Origin of the sequence: Embleya sp. NPDC056575, assembly GCF_042793325.1 — a bacterium.
Taxonomy (GTDB): Bacteria; Actinomycetota; Actinomycetes; order Streptomycetales; family Streptomycetaceae; genus Embleya.
In genome coordinates, this window is the sequence record NZ_JBHTVA010000048.1 from 1 (window position 1) to 20,783 (window position 20,783).

Sequence of the window (20,783 nt, forward strand, 5' to 3'; positions counted from 1 at the left end):
CCGGGGTTTGCCTCCCGTTTTTGCGCCCCTCCGCGGGTTGGGGGGGGGGGGCGCGGTGCCCCCCTACTCGGCCCCCCCCGGCGCCCGATCGCGCCCTGCCCGCTACTCCATGCCGGTGCGTCCCGGCGACCAGAAGGGCTTGGTGAGCACCGATCTGCGGTCCCAGCCGTGGTCGGCGACCAGGCGGTCCCGAACCAGCTTGACCGTCCTCGCCTCGCCCGCCACATACGCCACCCCGGGCGTCGCGGGCAGCGCCAGTCGGCCGACCGCCGCGGCCAGGGTCGCCGAGGACGCCGCCGACGCGTCGCCGCGTTCGAGCCAGGTGAGCCGTTCGGCGTGTGGCATCGGCAGCCGATCGGCCGCGCCCGCGGTCTCGATCACCCCGTACACATCCGCCCCGGAGCCCACCGCCGCCAGCATCGCGCCCAGTGCCACCGACGCGGTCTCCTCGCCGACGAACACGTGGTACGGCGCGTCGGGACGCAACACGAAGCCGCCCTCGGGCCGGCCGAACCGGACCCGGTCACCGCACCGCGCCGCCCGGCCCCACGCGGCTCCCGGGCCCGGGCCGCCGTCGTGGTCCAGTACGCACAGATCCAGCGTCCCGGCCGTCGGGTCGTGGGCCCACACCGAGTAGGTGCGCAGCAGGTTGCCCATCCCCTTGCGCCAACCCGCCATCGAGAGCACGTCGTTCACATGCACCCGGACCTGTTGGCCGGGCCGGCAGACCACCCCGCGCAACCCCGCGTCCTCGATCCGGATCCGGCGCATCCGGGCCGCGATCGGCTCGGTCTCGACGATCGTGCCGGACAGGAACACCCGGTCGAGCAGTCGGTTCATCGGCCCCCGGCGCCGACTCGTCTCGGGGCTCATGCGGCGCTCCCGGAGGACACCCGGACGCCCGAGGCTCCGGCCCGGTCGCGATAGCCCACCGCGACCGCGGCGGTGGCCACCAGGACCAGGAGGCCGACCACCAGCAGGCCCATCGACATCGCGTCGGTGAACGCGTCCACCACGCGGGCCTGTTCCGCGCCGCGGGCCCTGGACAGTTCCACCGCCGGCTGACCGTCGAACCGCACGGCCAGGATGGTGCCGAACACCGCGACCCCGAGCGCGGCGCCGATCTCACGCGCCGCGGTGTTCAGGCCGGAGCCCAACCCCGCCTGGTGCCTGGGCAGTTCGGAGACAACGCCGAAGGAGAGCGCGGGCGCGCACAGTCCCATGCCCGCGGACAGGATCAGCAGGTAGGCGGCGTAGACCGCGTACGGGGTGCGGGCGTCCACCGTCGCCACGCACAACAGCCCGACCCCGATCAGGCCCAGGCCCAACACCACCAACGGCCGGGCGCCGAAGCGTTGTTGCGCCTTGACCGCGACCTTGGGCGCGAGCGCCATGCCGACCGTGAGCGGGACGATCGCGAAGCCCGTGCGCATGGCCGAGTAGCCCTTGACGTATTGCAGGTACTGGGCGTTGATGAAGAACAGCGCGAACAGTCCGAAGAAGCTCGCGCCGATCCCGAGCACGCCGGCCCGCAACTTGGCGGACTTGAACACGCGCGGGTCGAGCAGCGGATTCCTCGCCCGCAGCGCGTACAGCACGAAGCCGAGCAAGAGCACGCCGCCCAGCGCGAAGCCGCCGATCACGTGCGTGGAGCCCCAGCCGAACTCCGGGCCCTCGATGATCCCGTACGACACCGCGACCAGGCCGGCGATCAGCAGCGCGGCGCCGATCGGGTCGAGCGCGGCCGGATGCGTCTCGGTGCGGGGCGTGACCCACTGGACGACCGCGGCGAGCACCAGGGCGAGCGGGACCATGATCCAGAACAGGCCCTGCCAGGGCAGGTATTCCTGGACCAGACCGCCGCCGACGTTGCCGAGCAGGCCGCCCAGGCCGACCGCGAGCGTCCAGGACGCCATCGCCTGCGGGCGGCGTTCGGCCGGGAAGACGTGCATCAGGATGGACATGGTCGCGGGCATGATCAGCGCGGCGCCCGCGCCGGAGATGCCGCGACCGGCGATCAGCGTGGCGGAGTTCGTGGCGAGCGCGCCGACCGCGGCCCCGGCGGCGAACACGCCGAGCCCGGCGAGCAGCGCGCCCTTGCGGCCGTAGCGATCGCCGAGCGCGCCGGCGGGAATCAGCAGGCCGGCGAAGACGATCACGTACGCGTCGACGATCCACAGGATGCTGTCGGCGGACGGATGCAGCCGGGACGCGGCCAGTTGCGGAATGGCCAGGTTGATCGCGGCGACCATGCTCTGCGCGACCAGCACACAGGCGCACATCGCGATCAGCACGGCGCGCGAGGAGCCGGCGCGTTCGGTTTCGGCACCGTCGGCGCGCCGCGCCGACGTGCCCGGGACGGGCGTGGACATGGGTCCCCCAGGAACTGACTGTCTGCGAAGGAAGGGAAGCACGGGTGGTGCGGGGAACTGCGTGTCCGGACTCCTTCACCGTAGGCTGAGGCACCGATTTACTCCAATGCATGTATCGCATGGAAAGGATGCGTGTGACGCAATCCGGGATGGACCTCAACCTGCTCACCGCGCTCGACGCGCTCCTGGAGGAGTGCAGCGTCTCCGGCGCGGCGCAGCGGATGCACCTGTCCGAGCCGGCCATGAGCCGCACACTGGGCCGGATCCGCAAGGCGCTGGGCGACCCGGTCCTGGTCCGGGCCGGGCGGACGATGGTTCCCACGCCGCACGCGCTGGCCATCCGATCCGAGGTGCGGGTGGTGCTGGAGCGCGCCCGGACGTTGTTCACCGCGGCCGGCGAGGTGGACCTGCGGACGATGTCCCGAACCTTCACCGTGCTGTCGCACGACGCGTTCACCGCGGCGTGCGCCGCGGAGCTGTTCACGCGCGCGGCGCGGGAGGCCCCGGGGGTACGGCTGAAGTTCCTGGCGGAGAGTCACACCGACACCCAGGCGCTCCGCGACGGGATCGCCGACCTGGAGGTGGGCGTGATCGACGCCACCGCGCCGGAGGTGCTGACCGAGCACCTGTTCGACGATCGTATGGTCGGCTGCGTCCGGGCGGGGCACCCGCTGCTGCGCGGCCGGTGTACGCCGGAGCGGTTCGCCGCGGCCGAGCATCTGATCGTGTCCCGACGCGGCAAGCTGCACGGTCCGGTCGACACCGCGCTGGCCGAACTCGGACTCACCCGGCGGGTGGTGGGCGCCGTGCCGACCTACCCGTCCTCGCTGTTCATCCTGCTGGAAGGCGACCTGGTCGGCCTGGTCGCGGCGCAGTTGATCAATCTGACCGAGGCGCGGGGGTTGCGCACGTTCGAGGTTCCGCTGTCGTTGCCGCCGCTGCCGATGGGGTTGGCCTGGCACCCGCGCCACGACGCCGATCCGGGGCACGCGTGGTTGCGCGGGTGTGTGCGCGATGTGTTGACGGCGGGCAGGACGTGACGGCGCGCGGTGCGCCGCGCGGGGGTCGGCCGGGTCAGGCGTCGAGGCGCATCAGTTCGATCCGGGTGCCGTCCGGGTCGGCCAGGAACACCAGTTCGGTCGATCCGGTCTCGCTCGGCAGGCTCGCCCGGGTCCCGGTCAGCAGCGTGCCGCCGTGTTCGACCAACCGGGCGGCGGCCGCGTCCACGTCCTCGACCAGGAAGGACAGGTGGGTCAGGCCGAGGTGGTTGCGCCGCCGCGACGGTTCGCCCTGCGGTTCGGGCGAGGCGTAGTACAGCAGCTCGACGACCATGCCCTCCTTGGCGATCAGTTGGGAGACCAGGCGTACGTCCCCCTCGACCTCCAGGGTGTGTGCCACCTCGTTGCCCACGTCGTAGCGGGCCACGGGGGCGAAGCCCAGGCCGTCGCGGTAGAACCGCAGCGCCCGATCCAGGTCGGTGACGCACACGCCGAGGTGGGACGGGGTATAGCTGACGGCGTCGGACACGGCGCGACTCCCGAGGTTGCTGACGGTACGTCAGGTCCAGTGGTGGCCGCACGCTAGCAACGACGGGCGCAATGATCCACCACCGTCTCGGGCGGCCCGGTCGCCCCGGCTCAGTCGGTGATCAGGTCGCCTTCGAGTACGGTGACCGCCGCGCCGGACAGCCGGACCCGGTCGCCGACCAGTTCCACCCCGACCGTGCCGCCGCGCGCGGACAGTTGCCCGCCGGTCATCCGGCGGCGATCCAGGCGCGGGGCCCAGTAGGGGCCGAGCACGCAGTGCGCCGAGCCGGTGACCGGGTCCTCGGCGACGCCGACCGAGGGCGCGAACACCCGCGAGACGAAGTCGACCCGCCCCTCCCCCGCGGCGGTGACGATCACCGCCCGATACGGCAGCGTGGCCAGCGTCGCCAGGTCCGGCGCCACCGTACGCACCGCCGCCGCCGACGCCACCTCCACCAGCAGGTCGTCACCGCCGGCCGCCACCAGGATCGGCTCCACCCCGAGCGCCAGGCCCAGTTCGGTCGGGATCGGCACCTCGCGCGGCGGCAGCGCCGGGAAGTCCAGGACCACGCCGGCGCTGTCGAGCGACGCGGTCAGCACCCCGCTGCGGGTGGCGAAGCGGATCCGCGACGTCGGCGCCGACCCCTGCCCGAACAACACGTGCGCCGTGGCCAGCGTCGCGTGCCCGCACAGATCCACCTCGGTCTGCGGGGTGAACCAGCGCAGCCCGAAGTCCGCCGCGTCGCCCGTGGCCGGCACCGCGAACGCGGTCTCCGAGTAGCCCAGTTCGGCCGCCACCGACTGCATCCAGGCGACGTCGTCGGCATGTGCCGCGTCGGGCAGGCACACCCCCGCCGGATTGCCTCGGAACGGCCGGTCGGTGAACGCGTCCACGACGTAAATGCGCATGCCGTTCACCGTACCCAACGACGTCGAACACGCGGGCGTACCCAGGACCATCCGAACCACGCCACCCCGGCGACGGCGAGCGTGCCCAGGCCCGCGAGCAGCCACGGCCACCAGCTCAGGTCCACCCGCTCGTCGCCCCGGTAGAGCAGTTCGTCGCCCGCGACGTCCGTGCGCGGCGCGAGCCGGGCGTCCGGGAGTTGCTCCTTGATCGTCTCGGCCAGCGGGCTGTGCACCTCCCCCACCACGCGCGCCCGCGCGTCGTAGTGACCGGCGTCCGCCCACATGCCGTCCGTGCGGTGCGTACGCGCGGCCAGATTGACCGAGAAGTAGACCGGCTGCCCGGGAGCCAGCAGCGGCGCGCCGTCCTTGAGGCCGACCACACCCACGCCGTCCACCCGCAACCGGGTCACCTGGAGCGGCACCCGGGTGGTGCCGGCCACCAGGCGCAGGCACATCTCGCGCCCCGAGGACAGATCGAGTCGCCGGTCCGGCGGAACCGGCCGGAAGGCACGGCAGTCCACCGCGTCCGGCTGCTCCGGCGGCGGCATCAGCCAGGTCGCCTGCACACCCTTGTCCCGATCCGCGTCGACGAACCGGGCCGCGTGCCGCAGGTACAGACCGGTCCGCACCTGGGCCAGCGCGACGCCCGGGTCGGCCGGATCGTCGCGCAACACCCGCGTGTTCGGCAACACCCGTTGCAGGGCCGGCCCCGCACTGCTGTCGCTGGCCAGCGGGACGGCGAAGCCGGACACCGCACGGCCCTCCTCGCCGAGCCGGTCGAAGTCCTTGCGCAGGTCCGGGCCCACCGCGTCGCGGGCCGCGTCCGAGATCAGCACGACCCCGTCGACCGAATCCGGCGCGGAGGTGCGCAACACCACGAGCGCCCGCTCCAGCGCCGCGTGCACATCGCTCGGCTGCTCGGCCCCGACCGGCGGCGCACCGCCCGCCGGGATCCCGTCGGCCGGCTCGCCCGGGCGCGGCGGGGGCAGGCGCGCGGCCATCGCCGCCGGGTCGGTGACCGGCTCCAGGCCGTTGCCGTGCTCGGTCGCCACGCCGTCGAAGGTGACCAGCGCGACCCGGTCGCGCGCGGACAACCGGGCCAGGAACGCGGTCAGCGCGGACCTGGCCGTGGCATAGCGCCCGGTGCGCTGCATCGAGGCCGAGGTGTCCACGAGGATCACGTAGTTCACCCGCTCCCGGTCCGCGCCCAAGGTGGTGATCAGCCGCTCGGCGCCATAGGGGTCGGGCGGTTCGGTCCTCGCGGTCGTGGGGCGCGCGACGGCCGCGGCGCCACCCGGCGGCACCGCGGCCAGGAGGGCTATCAGCGCGAGGATCGCCGGTATCGCCAGCACCCGCAGCGCGTCGCCGTGCTTGAGCGCGGTCCGCAACTGCTTGAGGTGGCGGCGGAACGTCTCGAACTCCTCCTGCTCGCGTTCGACGATCGACGCCGCGGCCTCCGGCCCCCACGCGTGCGCGGCGATCGACACCCGGATCGCGCGCAGCTCCTCCCGGGCCTGCGTGGGGGTACCGCCGCGCACGATCAACTCCCGTTCCAGGCTGGGCAGCAGCAGGTCGCGTTCACGGTCGGGCGCGGCGTGCCACCAGCGGCCGACCTCGTGCACGTACAGGTCGCGCCGCGGGCGGGCCGCGCCGTCCACGATCTCGCCCGCCCACACCCCGGCCGCCGCCACCGCGTCCACCCCGCGCAGCGCGTTGCGGAACCAGCCGCTCGCGGCGCGCGCGGCCAACTCCGGGCGGGCCCGGGCGATCGCCGCCCACCACGCGTCGTCCAGGCCGGGCAGCTCGGCGAGCCGGGCATCGGCGAGCACCGCGTCCGCGACGGCGGCGGTGACCGCCGGATCGCCGGCGCGCACCAGTTCGCCGAGCAGCTCGGGGGTGACCGCCACCGCGCGCAGCAGCGCCGCGATCCACCCGGCGAACCGCCCCTCGGCGACCGACTCGTGCCGCAGCGCCAGCAGATCGGCCGCCACGTAGGGTCCGTCCGTCGGCGCACCGCCGAGCGCCAGCCGCAGTACGTCCGCCCGCACACGCGCGGCGACCGGAGCCCCGGAGCCCAGCGGCTTCTCCAAAAGCGCGGCCAGTCCGCGCGCGGCGGGGTCGGCGCGCCGCTCGGTGAGCGGGACCAGGGTCGGCCACAGGTCGTGCAGCACCGCGGCGATCGTGGCGGTGTCGGTGTGTCCGGCCACGCGCAGGGTGAACACCGCCTCGGCGGGCGGGATCTCGGCGGCCCGCAACCGCTCGCCCGCGAGCAGTGCGTACGGCGCCAACCACTCCGGCGCCCGGTCGTCCCACGGGCGGATCACCTCCAACCACGCGCCCAGGTCGGCGCCCGCGGTGTCCAGGAGGCGGCGCAGCACCACGGGGTGGTTCCACAGCGCGTCGTAGAGCGCGGGCACCTCGGTGGTCGGGGTGGGCCCCAGCAGTCGGCACAGGTCGGCGACCAGGGCCTCCGGCGAGACCACGTCGGTGTCGGTCTTCCCCGCGCCGTTGACCGAGGGTTCGGGCACGCGCAGGGCCCGCGCGTCGAGGCCGGCGGGCGGGGTGGAACCGGCCAGGAGCGGCGGCACGGGGCCGAGCAGGACGTGCACGAGCCGATCCCCGCGCCCCGCCGCCACCGCCGTATTCCACCCCAGCGCCAGGCTCGCCGGGCGGGCGCGCAGCGCGGCGGCCATGTCCCGGGTCACCTCGTCGCCGTCCTCCGCGCGCCAGCGCTCGGCGATCGGCGCGGCCAGCGCGACGTCGCCGCCGAGCAGCCGCTCCAGTGGCGACGGGGGCGACGGGGGCGACGGGGGCGGGGACGCCGGGCGGGCCGGCGACGGCGACGGGCGTGCCGATGCCGCAGGCGCCTCGACGCCCGGCGCACGCGAACGCGGCCCGGCCCGGTCGCCGGCGGCGAACCGGGCGGCCTCACGGCCCGGTTCCGCCCCCGGGGCCGGCCCGACCCGCACGCTCGACCCGCTCTCGTCCCCCGCTCCCGCACCCGGTCCGCGTCGGGCGCCCACCTCGGCGAGCAGCCCGAGCAGGCGATCCCCGGCCACCGGCGTGCCCGCCTCGCGCAGCGTCGCGAGCGCGGCCACCAGCGGGTCGAGCCCGATGCGGCGGCGCAGCATGGTCAGTTCGCCCAGGTAGGCGCGGGCGGCGGGGAGGTCGGGCACGGCCGGCACGCCGTCCAAGGCGACGCGGACCGTCCCCGGCGTGGGCACCCGGCCGAAGGCGAGTCGGGGGCGCAGTCGGCCGGTGGGGCCGAGCGAGGTGGCGAAGCGCAGTCCGGCGCGGCAGCCGTACGGGAGCAACGCGGTGATCCGGTCCAGGAGTTCGAGCCGGGCCCGGCTGTCCAGGCGGTCGGCGCCGGTGATCACCACGGGGCCGGCCAGGACCGCCGCCGCGACCCCCGCGAGCCATTCGAAGTCGGCCGGGTGCAGACCGACGGCCGGCGGCGGCCCGGGCAGCCGTACCCGGAGCGGCCGTTCCCGGTCGGTGGGCAGGTCGATGCCGCGAAAGGCCAGCCACAGTGCGGTGTACGTGGCGCCGGCGGCGGCGATCTCGGCGTAGGGCGCGGTGAAGTAGCGCACCCCTTCCGGATCGCGCAGCGTCATCGCGACGAACGAGTCCTCGCGCCCGGCGCCGGTCACCCCGACCCAGCCGGGCGGCGCGTACTCGTCCAGCGTGGGTCGCACCAACCGCTCGAAATGCTCCCGCCGTTCGGGTCCCGCGCTGCACGCCGGCACCGCGCCGTCGTGGTACCAGGCCCAATGCGCCCGCAACGTGCCCGCGGTCTCGCGGGGGCGGTCGTGTCGGTCGGTCGCGTCCACGTGAACCTTTCCGTGCGGGATACCGGTCGAGGTCGGGCCCGGTACCCGCACACGATGTCAGCGAGGCGGCCGGGGGGTCGGGGTCGGGGGGATCAATCCTGCCGGTGCTACCGGTGTGTGTTGTTCCCCGGGATCGGGCCGGGTGATCCCCGAGTAGCGGCTGTTCTGCGCGGAGGCGTCGATCGGAGCCGGCTCCGCGATGGTCGACTCCGGGTCGGCGCCGCCGGGCCGCGGTGCGGGCGGTCGGCGCAACACCCGGGCGCGGACGCCGTACAGCATGGTGGCGTCGTCGACGCCCAGCCGGCGCCGGGACGTGTGCACGCGCCCGTCGCGCTCGTGGCGCGCGGTCAATGTCACACCGCGTCCGGAGCGCGGCCGGCGGCCCCGGGCCAGGAAGGACGTGATCGCGCCGGCCGCCGGATCGTGCTCGTGGGTCCAGCGGTGGCGCATTCCCAGGGCCGGGTGTGCCGTGCTCTCGGGGAACTCCGATCGGTCCTCCTCCATGCTCAGTTCGATGTACACACCGGCCGGGAACCAGCGCCACGCCGCCGTTCCCCCCGCCGCGACCAGTGCCATCGCCGCCACCAGGAGGGCCCACACCGACCACATGACCGATCCGCGCACCCGGCCCGTGTAGGCCAGTCGGCCGTCGCTCAGGCCGGCGGCGGCGTACGGGCCCGGCACCCGCAGCAGGTCGGCGAACTCGGCGGCCCGGGTGGCCGTCACGGTGCCCTGCACGGTCGTCGACGCGGTGTAGGTCCGCGATCGGGCGAACAGGTCGGTGCGGGTGCGCTCGTGCGCCCGCACCTCGATCGCGAAGTATCGCGGCACCCCGGCTTCCAGGATGATCGGCTCGCGCGGCAGCGCCCGATCGATCGCCGGATCGCCGGTGTGCAGGTCGGCGACGGTCAACCGGATGCGGTGCGCCGTGGAGACCAGGGTCAGGCAGAGCGTGCCGCGGGCGGACAGGTCGATCGGGTCGACCGGCGGCTCGGCGCCGGCGCAGTCGGCGTCGGTGGGGCGGGAACCGCGCGGGTGTGCGGGCGCCGGGGCGAACCGGGCCCGGACCGTCGCGTCCCGGTCCGCCTGCACCACCGCGACCCCCTTGCGCACGCGCGCGTCCTGTTCGAGGGCGCGCACCCGGGCCGCCTGCTCGGCGACCGAGCCGCTGAGCGTCTCGGCCCTGGGCAGGACCTTCGCGATCAGGTTGACCCCGCGCCCGTTGTCGCCGAGCGGCATCGCGTACGCGGCGATCGGGCCGCGTTCGGCGACCGCGTTGGCGTACTCCTGCCGCAACGCCTCCCACCCCGGCGCCGATTCGTCGGCGAAGCGCGGATTGTTCGGCGCGTACAGATCGGCGTCGGTGAGCACCACGATCGCGGTGGGCGGCCGATATCCGCCCGCCGACGGCCGGGCCGCGGCGACGATCCCGGACACCGACACCATGGCCGCGCCGAAGTCGCTCTCCACGTCGTTCGGCTTGGGCAACCCGGCGAGGAACGCGGAGACCGCGGCCTCGCCCCGGGGCGCCGCGTCCAGTGGCCGAAAAACGGTGGTGGTCGCGCCGAATCGGATCACCGAGATCCGGTCCCGGGGCTGCATCGCGGTCAACAGGTTGCGCAGCGCCGTCTTCGCCTCGTCGTAGCCGCCGTTCTCCCGCATCGACGTCGACACGTCGAGCACCATGTAGAAGTCGGCCGGTTGGGCGTCGACGCCCAACTCGTCCAACAGGCGTGCGGTCGAATCGGCGGGCGACTCGCCGTCGGCCCGGGCGACGGCGTGTGCCGGGGACGCGGCCGCGCACAGCGCGAGGATCGGCGACAGTACGGAAACCACGAGCCGGGTAAGGGCCCGGGGTCGGCGGGGGTTCGGGGCGATTCGGGACATCGGTCATCCCCTCTTCGCGATGCGCACCGCGCGCATGCCGAGAATGGGTTCCAGCACACCCTGGGGGTGGGGCGGTCCGTCGAGGCGGTTGCCGTGCGGTTCGACGTTGCGGCAGTTCTCCGGGTCGATCCGGCCCGCGGAGCGACGAAAGCCGGCCGCCGAGGTGGCGTAGTAGCGGATCCGGCCGAAGTGCCGCTCCAGGATGCCGGGCAGTTCGGTGGCGGCGGGGTTCGGGCACGGCCCGTCGCGCTCGCACAACCGGCGGAAGTACGCCTCGGGGTCGCGCACCCGGACCCGGCCGTCGCGGCCCAACTCGGCCCAGGCGCCCAGGCGGGCCTCCCGATACAGCGCCATGTCGTCGATCTTGGTGACGCACACGGCCGGTTCGAAGGGCAACAGGCCGCGGGGGTCGGTGCGCGGCTGGAGGTCGGCGGCGGCTTCGGTGAGCGTGCGGTCCAGCGCGCGTACCGCGTCCTCGCCCGTGCCGCTCGCGTCGGTGGGGTCGAACAGCACGATCAGGCCGGTGCAGTCGGCCAGGGCCTGCTTGACCGCGTCACGCCGGGTGCTCGGATCCGGCAACTCGGTGATCGTGGCCACGAATCGGCAGTGGTCGGTGAGCCGGTGCAGCGGCACGACGCGCGGGTCGCGCCGGAAGAGGAAGCGGTATCGCGTCGGCTCGGCGGTATCGACGCTCCCGTCGGGCTCGCCCGGGAACCGGTGTTCGTGCAGCAGCGCCTGGTCGGTGTGCCGCAGGAAGCGCTGGGTGGCGTCGTCCGTTCCGAACACCTTCCACCGGCGCACGTGGTTTCGGCCGGCGCCGTGCCCGAGTGCGCGCGAGCGCTCCTCGGCGGCCTCGGGGACCATCGCGACGAACGTGGTGCGACCCGATTCCGGCGCGCCCCACAGGGCTATCCGCTTCTCCAGGACCGCGCCACCGGTCGGCTCCCCGTCCCGGGTACCGTACGACCGCGTCATCGGCGCACCCCTTTCCCATCCGACTCGCCGGCCGAGGCTCTGGTGACCACGTCGAGCAGCAGCGGCGCACCGGTCGTGTCGGTGAGCGCGGCGCGACCGAATCGCAGCAGGTCGGCGGGCGTGGTGCGGCCGAGCGTGAAACACCCGTCCGCGCCCAGCAGTCGCCACGCCTTCAGGGTGCGATCGTGTACCCGGGGGTCCGCCGCGCCCGCATATCCGGGGTCGTCGGTCACCAGCAGGTACCGATCGCCCGGCCGGGCCGCCCGTCGGGCGGCCAGGTCCGCGTCCCATCGGCCACCGCCGTACGCCTGCGCCGGGTCCAGTCCCTGCACGTAGGGGTGCGGGCCGCGCAGGCCGACGGTCACCACGAGGGTGGGCCGATCCACCCGCCGGCCGAGCGTGCTCGTGCGCAGCAGTGCGCACACCCGCTCCAGGGGTGCGGCGTACGGGTCCACCGCGGGTGTCCCGACCCAGTCGGCGATCGCCGCGCGGGTCGTGTCGGGCGGGGCGAAGTCGACCCGGCGCAGCGGGTCGTGGCGGCTGCGCCGGGGTCGGGGGTGGTCGTCGTAGCCGAGCACGGCGGCCTGCCCCCAGTACGCCGACCGATCCCCGCAAGCCGCCTTCGCGAGCAGCGCGCGGACGAAGTCGAGCCGCGTCGAGGTCTGTTCGGGGGTGCCGCCCAACTCGACCACGCAGAGGAGGTCGTAGGCGGTGGGCCGGGCCGGCTGCCAGAAGGGACGGGGCAGCGCGGCGGCGGCCGGCGGCCCCGCCGACCGAAGGTCGGTTCGGCCGGCACCCAGCACCCAGGCGGCCCCGCCGGAGGCGGTGACGTCGACCCGTCCCGGCCCGATCATCCGCACGGTGAGGCGGACTTCGCCGGGCGGCGCGAATACGGTGACCCGTTCCAGTTCGGACCACCTGCCGGGGTCGGCCACGTCGGCGACGGCCACCGCGACGGCGTGCCCGTCCGGGCCTTCGCCGCGCAGGCCCAGGGTGATCTCGGCGAGCGGGGGGCCGTCGGCCGCACCCGGCGTCGCCCCTCGATCGAGGAGCACTGTTCGATCCGAGTCCTCCGCTCCCGGGTCGACGCCGACCAGGTGCAGCGGGTGGCGGGCGGGCACGTCGAGGGCCAACAGTTCGATCAGGGCGGGGAGTTCGATGCTCTCGTCGTCGAGGGGGCCGCCGCCGAGCACGGCGGCCGGGCGCACCTGCTCCCGCACCACCTCGGCCGCGAGCGCACACCAGGTCCACTCCGGGCGGCGTTCCACCAGCACCAGGGCCCAGGCCCGCTCCCACGGGGCACCCGGCAGTGCGCGCCAACCACTCGGATCGGCCCAGTTGTCCCGCAGCGTCGACCGGGCCCGCGAAGCCAGCGCCTCGGGAGCCTCGGCCGTGCCCACGGCCGGCCGCCGGCCCACCCCGCCGGCCAGGGTCAGGTCGCGGGCCGCGTCGTCCTCGGGCAGCCAGGGCACCACCTCGCGCCAGTCGTGGCGCGTCCGGTTCGCCGAGGGCGCGCCGACGAAACCGCGTTCGTCGAGCGTCACCCACTGTGCGGCCAGGTACCGGGTCCCGATGTCCACGAACAACAGCAGGTCCAGTTCGCCGGCGGTCAGCGCGGTGAGCAGGGTGAGCACCGCGGCCCGTCCGGTTCCCGGGACCGATGCGGCGACGGCCGACGCAGCCTCGGGGACGACCGGGCCGAATCTGACCAGATCGGCCAGCGCGTGGGGCACCTCCGTCGACCCGCGCGCCGACGCGACCCGGAGCACGGCCGCGTGGTCGAAGGCCCGCGCCGCGTCCTGGTAGGCGGTGGGCCCGGGATCGGCCGGCGGCCACGCGCAGGTCCGGCAGGGGCCCACGACCGGAGCCGGCCCCCAGCAGACGGGGCACACCACCTCCGGGAGCGTGTCCCGATCGCCCGGCGCGCGCGGACCCGTCGACGCCGTGCTCACCGGTCACCGCCCCGTCGCTGAACTCCCGGCACGAATCCCCCCGTTCGTCCCCTCCGGAGCGCCCCGCCACGCCTCACCGGACGTGGAGCCCCGGGTATGTCGACATCGCGGGTCGGCGAACAACCCTGCACGCGGTGACGACCACTTACCCGCAGTGGCCGATCGTAGTCCCGCGCGTGGCCGACTCGAAGCGTTTCCCATGGGTTGTGATCAGTCGTCCGCCGGCCCGTGATCCGAGCGTCGGTCAGTCGACCACCACCGGCCCTTCCAGCGACGTCACCGTGCCGTCGAGCCCGGCGAGGATCAGCCGCCCCCGGGCGGCGACCGCCACGGACACCCCCACGTCGGAACGGATTTCGGCCACCCGACGACCGGTGGCCAGGTCGTGGGTACGGATGCCCCCGGCCTCCCCGGCCACATGGACCAGCCCGTCCGCCAGGGTCACCCGCAGCCCGGGTTGCGGCACATCGGCCGTGCGCCATACCCGACGTCCCGACTCGGCGTCGAACGCGTGGAGGAATCCGTCGGTGGTCACCGCCACCACCAGCCCGGCGCCGACCACGGGTGTGCTCAACACCCCACCGGGCAACCGCGCCCGCCAGGCGAGTTCCCCGTCGGCCCAGCGCAGCGCCGCGATCCCGGCGGTGGCGAGTGGGACGTACACGTGCTCCTCGTCGGCCACCGGGGCGGCGTGCACCGCCTCGGACAGATCCTGCGACCACGAGGCGGATTCCGAGCCCGCGTGCCACGCCCTGGCCCCGCCCGCCCGATCCACCGCCGCGGTCCGCTCCCCCGAGACACACAGTCCGGCCGGTATGCCCGAGCGCGTCCCCCCGAGTTCCGTCGTGTCGTTCGCGCCGTCGAGCCACACGACGCGGCCGTCCACCGTGGCGACGAACAGCCCGTCCGTACCGACCGGCCCCGACACCAGCGCCACCACGGCGGCGTCGCCGACCCGCACCACCGCGTCCGGCGCGGACCTCCTCGTCGGGTCGTACCGATACAGCCCACCGTCGTCATGCCCCGCCCACACCCGCCCCGCCGCCACCACCGGCGCACACCGCGACGGTGCGCCGTGGTGAGCCGTCCACCGAGCCATCCCCGTCAGCGGATCGAGGACCACCAGCGTCCCCGCCACGTCCTGCACCACGATCAGCCCGTCCGTGACCACCGGCCGCGCCCGGATCCAGTGGCTCATCCGCGTGGTCCACGCCCGGGTCAGCTCGCGCCGACGCAACATCGGACCGTTGGCCCGGGCCTCCAGGCGTCGGGCCCGGGGCCGGTAGTCGGGTCCGAGGCGATCCAGCAGCGTCGCACCGACCCGGGCGAGCGGGCGGCTGTGCGGGCCGAGCAGGCCGACCGCGGCGGGCTCGCGGGCGGTGAGCAGGTCCTGGAAGTCGAACTCGGCGTGGCCGTTTCGATCGTGCAGGAACTCGGCGACCCGGAAGTACACCTCCAGGGCCGACCGTCGGCTCATCGCGGTCAGCAACGTCTCCCGGACCTGCTCGTCCAGGTCGTACACCACGTCGTCCGCGCGCGCCGCCTCGTCCCGATCCGGCGACTCGACCAGCAGGCCGCTCAGCATCACCTCGGCGACGAACGCGGGGTCCTCGCGCGCGAGCACCGCCGATTGCACGACGCGCATCGTGGCCGGGCTGATCGGCGCGGCGGCGAGTTTCCCGAGGAGTTCGACGGCGTCCGGGGAGGCGCCGGCGCGGAACTCGGCGAGCCGCACCGCCGGTGTGCGCCGGTCCTCGGCCGGTACCGGGGTCGGCGCGGGCCCGGCCGCCGCCCCGCGCGGATCGAGTACCCACGCGGGGCCCGCGAACTCGCGACCGCGCTCGTCGGTGATCATCCGGGCCCAGCGGGAGAGTTCGCTCCATCGGCCGGCTCGGCGATCCGCCGGGTCGTCCGCCCACAGGCCCTCGGGGTGCAGGCCGATCAGCGGGACGGCGACCCGTTCCGGCGGCCCCGTCCAGTGGGGGTCGTGCCGGAGCCGAAAGGCCGATCGGCGGGCGGCGCCCGCGCCTCGGCCGCGAAAGACGACCGGGGTGGACGGGATCCGCGCGCGATCCCACCAGCGTTTGGGCAGCAGGTTCAGCAGCACCACGGGACACCGCTTCGCCCACAAGGCGAGCATGGCCGCGGTCTGCGGGTGGGACCAGGCGCGGCCGACCCCGTCGGTGACGACCATGATGATCCGCCGGCCGGTGGGGCCGGCCGGTGCGGCGGGTTGGGCCTGCGTGCCGAACGGCGTGCGCAGTACCGCGCGGCCGGGCACGTCGGTGTCGAGGGACCAGGAACGCACCGCGCGGAACGTGCCGTTCCCGCTCACGAGTCGGGTGAACTCGGCGAGCAGGCGCCGCCACGGGGCGATCGAGGGCGCGGTGTCCACGACGAGGGCGAGTTCGAACCAGCGCTCCCTGGCCGGTTCGAGCACCGGCACGATCAGGTCGGTCAGCGCCGCGTGTTCCGCGGTGGCCTCCTCGTCCAGGACCACCGCGTCGGGCGCGGCGCCGTGGTGGCGCAACCGGCGCAGCAGGCGGGCGAGTTCGAGCCGGTCGGGCAGGATCGAGGCGGCCGGTGGCCGGGCCTCGTCGAGCCATGCGGGCAGGCGCGGTGCGGTGGCGCCCGCCGGGCCGGTGCCGATCTGCTCGATCGACTCGACGGAGTCGGGCACGGCGGTGAAGGCGAGGGAGGTCTCGGGACGGGGGCCGCGCACCGCCGGCGGCGGGCGGCGGGCGCTCGGCGCGGGCGGGGGCTCCGGTCCGGGCGCGATCGGCGGCGCGGGCCCGGGTGCCGCGGGCACCGGGCCGGCCGGCGCCGCGATCTCGGCCGCCGCGGCGGGCGGGCCGCCGCTCGTGTCGATCACGGCGGTCAACCACGCCCAGTCCAGGACCGCGTCGACGGTGACCCCGGCGGGGTCCTCCTCCGCCATCGCTCATCCCCCGTTCAGGTCGTGGAACAAGAGGGTGGCCAGCGTGTCGTTGGTGGGCAGGTGGTCGCCGTTTCCGGCGCGCTCGCGGATCCCCTCGCGGAACTGCATCGCGTTGAGCAACTGGTCCGGGGAGAGCAGCGGCCCGTCGACGCCGTTCGCCAACTCCAGGTAGTGGTCGAGCAACGACTCGTCGAGGGGTACTCCCTCGGGCAGGCGGCTGCGCACGATGCGCTTGAGCACGTCGCGGTCCGGCGCGCGCAGTTCCAGCGGCACGCAGCGCCGCCGAAACGCGGCCGGGAAGGCGCGTTCGCCGTTGCTGGTGAGGACGACGATCGGGAACGCGGCGCAGCGCACGGTGCCGTCGCGCACCTCGACCCGGGCGCCGAAGTCGCCGTCGTACGGTGTCACCTTCGCGCTGCGCAGCCGGGCCCGGCGCAGTTCGGGGATCTCGAAGCCGCCGGTCTCGAACACGTGCAGCAGGTCGTTGGGGAGGTCGACGTCGCTCTTGTCGATCTCGTCGATCAGCAGCACCCTCGGGTGCGGGCGGCGCAGCAGGGCGTCGCCGAGCGGGCCGAGGGTGATGTAGGCGCCGATGTCGTCGACGTCGGCGCCGGCCGGGCCCGCCGCGCCCTTGGCGCGCAGGTTCATGTCGTGCAGGCGGGCCAGCACGTCGTATCCGTACAGCCCCTCGCGGAGGGTGGAGCGGCTGGTGATCCCCCAGCGCAGCACCGGGCCCAGGCGCAGCCGGGTCGCGATGCTGCGGGCCAGGGTGGTCTTGCCGGTGCCGGGACGGCCGGTGACCAGGAGCGGCCGGCGCAGGTGGATCGCGGCGTTGACGAGGTCGTAGACGCGGCGGTCGCCGTGGAATTCGCCGGAGTACGGCTCGCCGGCGCGTTCGCCGGGCAGCGCGGCGGGCTCCGGCACGTCGTCCCCGACGTCGTCGGTGCCGAACAGCCGCCACGGCGGCGGAGGCGGGAGTTCGACCGGACCGGTTCCGGCCGGGGACGCGGTCGCGCCGCCGGCGTCGCCGCGGTAGATCCACCACGGCGCGGCGGGCTCCCCCGGATCGTGGTCCCCGGCGGTGCTCGTCGTGGCCTGTCTCATCGCTCGTCCCCCCCGCCCGCCGGGGCGCCGCGCAGCAGTCCCGCACCCTGCCACGGACGCCAACCGGGATCGTCGAACACCAGCACGACCCGCTCCGGCGGCGTGGCCCTGCGCCCCAGGGTGCGCCGCAGGTGGGTCACGACGGAAGGCAATTGGGTCAGGTTTCGGTTCTTTTGCTCCAGCATCCGGTACAGGGTCCGCCCCACCGCGCCACCGGAGCAACCGCCGTGCGCGCCGTTCGTGCCGGCGCACGCGTCGGTACAGGTGGTCCCGTGCGTCCACAGCAGGGCCCAGTCGCCGCGGCCGACCGCGGTCTCGACCGCGCCGGGTCGGCCCGGCCGGTGCTCCCACCGGTAGTCCTGGAGGAAGCCGACGGGCTCGTCGTCGCAGTCGTGGCCGCCACCGCCGCACAGGTGCCGATTCAGGTGCCGCACCGCCGGATTGGCGCGCAGGCTCGCGGATTCGGCCCAGGTGTCGTAGTGCATCGGCCGGGCCACGCCGTGCCGCACGATCGGCCGCAGCACCACCTCGTGGTGTTCGCCGAGCACGATGTGGTCGTCGGCGCCGCCGATCCGGACCGCCTCGAAGGGTTCGTTGAACAATTCGGTGGGCAGCACCAGTTGCACCCGGGCCTTGGCCAGGGAGGTCCAGCCGGTGCGGATCGTCAGGTAGAAGTCGGCGAGGTGGTCGGCGAGTCGCTCCCGGGGCAGGGCGGTGCCCGAGGGCAGGCCCGCCGGCGCCTCGAGATGTTCGAGGCCGACGTAGAACCGCGGTTCGGCGTCGTAGCGCACCCGGTCCGGCCCGTCGGGCGAGTACACGTTCTCCCGGATGAACACCACCAGCGTCAGCGGCTGCCGTTCGCGTACCTCGGCCGGGCGGAACGCGTCGATGTGTCCGGCCTCGCGCAACTGCTCGGCCCAGTCCGCGACGTGTGTCTGGTGGCATCCGACGTACAGCCACTCCAGGAGGTGCCGGATCGGGTGCCGGCCCGGCGGCCCGGGCAGCGACATCAGCGCCGCTCCCCACGCGGGGAGGTCGGCGCCGGCGAAGACCCACTCGGGGACGCCTCGTTCGCGCAGGTAGGTGCGCAGCACGGCGGGTTCGCCGGCGCCGATGTCCAGGTCGGCGAGGAGCGCGAGCAGGCGATGTCGGTACAGGCCGAACTGGTTCTCGGGGTCGCGCTCGCCCTCGCGCCAGTCGGCGGCCCCGGGCTCGCGGTACATCGGCGACTGGCGCAGCGGTCGGCCCCCGGGGCCGCTCGCGGCGAGCCGGGTGTCGATCTCGTCGAACATCTCGCGAAAGGCCGGCACGGTCAGCGCGTCCGGGCCGCGCAGGGTCAGGTGTTCGATCAGGGCCGTGGTGAACGCGGGCCGGTCCGCCGGGCGGTAGGCGAACTGGCCGTCGTCGGCCGCGAAGACGGCGGAGATCCGGGCCTTGGCCGATTTGTCGCTCGGGCCGGCCGCGGTCAGGTTCAGCGGGATGGCCCCGGGGTCACCGCGACGGTCGGCGCAGGTCTCGAAGACCAGGAACTGGTCGACCCGGCGCGGCACCTCGCCGCAGCGGGCCAGGAGCTCGTCGACGGCGATCGCCCGGACCGAGAGCCGGGAGTCACCCTCCAGGTGGAACGCGGGCAGTTCCAGCCACCGCCCGTGCGCGTCCAGCCGGCCGTGGCCGGTCCAGTGCAACAGGAACCGGTCGCCGTCCCGCCAGTGCTCCCCGAGCCCGCCGATCACCCGCTCGAAGTCGACGTGTCGCAGCTCGCCGGGCCCGGCGCCGGGTCCGACCAGGATCGAATCCGCCGCGATCAGCTCGCGCAGCCGCTCCGCGGTCGGATTCGACGCGGCCCGCACGGACGCGAGCACGGTGATCCGCTCGGCACCGGAGGCGCCGCTCGTGTGCAGCCACTCGACCAGTTCCAGGGTCTGCGCGAGCGCGCCCGGCAGATCGCCCGGGCCGCCCTCGCGCGCCGGATAGTGCTCGACGCAGACGAACAGGGCGTGCACCGTCACCGAGCGCCCTCCACCGCGCGCGCGATCTCGTCGTAGAGCCGCGGGCAGCGCCAGTAGGCGCCGTGGGATCGGGGGAAGGGTCGGCGCACCCGGACCTCGACGTCGCGCACCGCCGTCCCGAAGACCGGTGCGGCGCGGAACGACAACCAGTCGCGGGCGTTCCACACGTTGGTCCACGGAATGCCCAACCGGCTCGGCGGGTTCGCCTGCGCCGGATGGGTCGCGAGCGCGCCGACCGCGCCGAGGTAGCCGATCTGCGAACCGACGGTGATCAGCGCCCGCACGCCCGGAAGCGGATGGCGCCGCCGCTCGGGCGTGTCCGGCCCGGCCGCCTCGGCCAGCGTCTCGAACGAGGCGATCCCGCCCAGGGAGTGCGCGAGCAGCACCACCGGCCCCTCGATCCGGGCGATCCGCGCCGCGAGGTAGGCGCGCAGCGTCGCGCCGTGCGCCTGGTAGTGGAGGATGTCGCCGATCGCGGGCACGCTGCCGCCCAGGGTGCCGCCGCGCAGCGTGTTCTGCAGCGGCCAACTCGCGTACATCAGGCCGCTCTTGAAGGTCCGCCCGACCCAGGTGCCGCCGGCGGTGGTGCCGCCGCACGCGTCGCGCACGGCGGCGACGAGGGTGTCGCGCCACTCCGGCGACCACGCGGTCGGCGCCTCGTACCGCGCGGCGAGCGCCTGCTCGAAGCCGGCCACCACGGCCCGGCCGATCACGTCGTAGTCGGCGCTCGCGGCCAACGCCTCAACGGCGCCGGTGAATTCGGCCGAGTCGGCGACGTCCCGCGCCGCCGCGGCGAAGACGTCCGGCCACTCGGGCGGCGCGCCGGGCAACACCGCGGCGAGGTCGATCCCGACCACGTCGTGCTCCACCGCCCAGCGCAGGTCCTCCGCCGCCTCGGTCCGCCGCCCGCCGGGCGCCGCACCCGCGGCCACCTCGCGCAGCTCGTGGCGGGGGTGTCGTTCCAACACCGCCCACAACCGCAGTTCGGCCTCCTCGGGGTCGACCTCGGCGGCCGGTCCGCCCTCGGCGGGGTCGGCGATCCCGATCAGCGCGCGCAGTGCGGGCGAGACCTCGACGCCGAACGCCGCGCCCCAGTCCACCGGTTCCACCCGCACCCCCGGCAGCCGCGCGGCGACCCTGGCGGTGATGGTGCGGACCGCGGCCGAGTCGGTCACATCGCGCACCCCGGTTCCGTGCACGAAGACGAGCGTGGTCATGGGCTCTCCCCCCGGAGTCGATCTCGATCCGCCCCGCCCGCCGTACGCTAGTGATCCAACC

The 20,783-nt window shown here is 74.8% G+C and carries 13 protein-coding genes; 1 reads left to right on the forward strand and 12 read right to left on the reverse strand.

Translation table 11 applies throughout. The annotated features are described in order from the left end of the window. Positions 1 to 102: 102 nt before the first annotated feature. Together ACFRCG_RS31845 and ACFRCG_RS31850 are read right to left on the reverse strand one after the other, a co-directional pair. Positions 103 to 873, reverse strand: a complete 771-nt coding sequence (locus ACFRCG_RS31845; RefSeq protein ID WP_380037819.1) for a siderophore-interacting protein — start codon at positions 871 to 873, stop codon at positions 103 to 105. Beyond that, complete coding sequence (locus tag ACFRCG_RS31850) at positions 870 to 2,372, reverse strand: MFS transporter (RefSeq protein WP_380037821.1); 1,503 nt, start codon at positions 2,370 to 2,372, stop codon at positions 870 to 872. The genes ACFRCG_RS31845 and ACFRCG_RS31850 overlap by 4 nt, the downstream gene beginning before the upstream one ends. A gap of 128 nt (positions 2,373 to 2,500) precedes the next feature. Here ACFRCG_RS31850 and ACFRCG_RS31855 point away from each other — a divergent pair, with 128 nt between their 5' ends. Continuing rightward, complete coding sequence (locus ACFRCG_RS31855; protein ID WP_380037823.1) at positions 2,501 to 3,412, forward strand: LysR family transcriptional regulator; 912 nt, start codon at positions 2,501 to 2,503, stop codon at positions 3,410 to 3,412. 34 nt (positions 3,413 to 3,446) lie between these two features. On the opposite strand, the gene ACFRCG_RS31860 is transcribed toward ACFRCG_RS31855, so the two are convergent. The 10 genes from ACFRCG_RS31860 to ACFRCG_RS31905 form a co-directional block, all read right to left on the reverse strand. Beyond that, the gene (locus ACFRCG_RS31860; RefSeq protein ID WP_380037825.1) at positions 3,447 to 3,899 is read right to left on the reverse strand and encodes a VOC family protein; all 453 of its coding nucleotides are present in this window, start codon (positions 3,897 to 3,899) and stop codon (positions 3,447 to 3,449) included. 110 nt (positions 3,900 to 4,009) lie between these two features. Next, complete coding sequence (locus ACFRCG_RS31865) at positions 4,010 to 4,807, reverse strand: PhzF family phenazine biosynthesis protein (protein WP_380037827.1); 798 nt, start codon at positions 4,805 to 4,807, stop codon at positions 4,010 to 4,012. A gap of 5 nt (positions 4,808 to 4,812) precedes the next feature. Next, positions 4,813 to 8,640, reverse strand: a complete 3,828-nt coding sequence (locus tag ACFRCG_RS31870; protein WP_380037829.1) for a VWA domain-containing protein — start codon at positions 8,638 to 8,640, stop codon at positions 4,813 to 4,815. Positions 8,641 to 8,697: 57 nt separating this feature from the next. Beyond that, positions 8,698 to 10,527, reverse strand: coding sequence for a vWA domain-containing protein (locus ACFRCG_RS31875; RefSeq protein ID WP_380037831.1), 1,830 nt, complete (start codon positions 10,525 to 10,527; stop codon positions 8,698 to 8,700). Between the two features lie 3 nt (positions 10,528 to 10,530). Further along, positions 10,531 to 11,502, reverse strand: a complete 972-nt coding sequence (locus tag ACFRCG_RS31880) for a hypothetical protein (protein WP_380037833.1) — start codon at positions 11,500 to 11,502, stop codon at positions 10,531 to 10,533. Then, positions 11,499 to 13,454 carry a hypothetical protein gene (locus ACFRCG_RS31885; protein WP_380037835.1) on the reverse strand — a complete coding sequence of 652 codons (1,956 nt, stop codon included), beginning with the start codon at positions 13,452 to 13,454 and terminating at the stop codon, positions 11,499 to 11,501. The genes ACFRCG_RS31880 and ACFRCG_RS31885 overlap by 4 nt, the downstream gene beginning before the upstream one ends. A 244-nt stretch (positions 13,455 to 13,698) precedes the next feature. After that, positions 13,699 to 16,392 (reverse strand): SAV_2336 N-terminal domain-related protein, encoded by a 2,694-nt coding sequence (locus ACFRCG_RS31890; protein ID WP_380037837.1) that lies wholly within the window; start codon positions 16,390 to 16,392, stop codon positions 13,699 to 13,701. A gap of 3 nt (positions 16,393 to 16,395) precedes the next feature. Continuing rightward, on the reverse strand, positions 16,396 to 17,496 hold the full coding sequence (locus tag ACFRCG_RS31895; RefSeq protein ID WP_380037839.1) for an AAA family ATPase: 1,101 nt from the start codon (positions 17,494 to 17,496) through the stop codon (positions 16,396 to 16,398). Then, positions 17,493 to 19,505: a hypothetical protein gene (locus ACFRCG_RS31900; protein ID WP_380037841.1), complete on the reverse strand. Its 2,013-nt coding sequence runs from the start codon at positions 19,503 to 19,505 to the stop codon at positions 17,493 to 17,495. The genes ACFRCG_RS31895 and ACFRCG_RS31900 overlap by 4 nt, the downstream gene beginning before the upstream one ends. Continuing rightward, the gene (locus tag ACFRCG_RS31905; protein ID WP_380037843.1) at positions 19,502 to 20,722 is read right to left on the reverse strand and encodes a hypothetical protein; all 1,221 of its coding nucleotides are present in this window, start codon (positions 20,720 to 20,722) and stop codon (positions 19,502 to 19,504) included. Before ACFRCG_RS31905 ends, ACFRCG_RS31900 begins: the two co-directional genes overlap by 4 nt. Positions 20,723 to 20,783 lie beyond the last annotated feature (61 nt).

Excerpts from the sequence above, each read along its gene's own strand:
- ACFRCG_RS31845 (WP_380037819.1), bottom strand. The coding sequence starts at position 873 with ATGAGCCCCGAGACGAGTCGGCGCCGGGGGCCGATGAACCGACTGCTC.
- ACFRCG_RS31850 (WP_380037821.1), bottom strand. The coding sequence starts at position 2,372 with ATGTCCACGCCCGTCCCGGGCACGTCGGCGCGGCGCGCCGACGGTGCC.
- ACFRCG_RS31855 (WP_380037823.1), top strand. The coding sequence starts at position 2,501 with ATGCGTGTGACGCAATCCGGGATGGACCTCAACCTGCTCACCGCGCTC.
- ACFRCG_RS31865 (WP_380037827.1), bottom strand. The coding sequence starts at position 4,807 with ATGCGCATTTACGTCGTGGACGCGTTCACCGACCGGCCGTTCCGAGGC.
- ACFRCG_RS31875 (WP_380037831.1), bottom strand. The coding sequence starts at position 10,527 with ATGTCCCGAATCGCCCCGAACCCCCGCCGACCCCGGGCCCTTACCCGG.
- ACFRCG_RS31880 (WP_380037833.1), bottom strand. The coding sequence starts at position 11,502 with ATGACGCGGTCGTACGGTACCCGGGACGGGGAGCCGACCGGTGGCGCG.
- ACFRCG_RS31890 (WP_380037837.1), bottom strand. The coding sequence starts at position 16,392 with ATGGCGGAGGAGGACCCCGCCGGGGTCACCGTCGACGCGGTCCTGGAC.
- ACFRCG_RS31895 (WP_380037839.1), bottom strand. The coding sequence starts at position 17,496 with ATGAGACAGGCCACGACGAGCACCGCCGGGGACCACGATCCGGGGGAG.
- ACFRCG_RS31905 (WP_380037843.1), bottom strand. The coding sequence starts at position 20,722 with ATGACCACGCTCGTCTTCGTGCACGGAACCGGGGTGCGCGATGTGACC.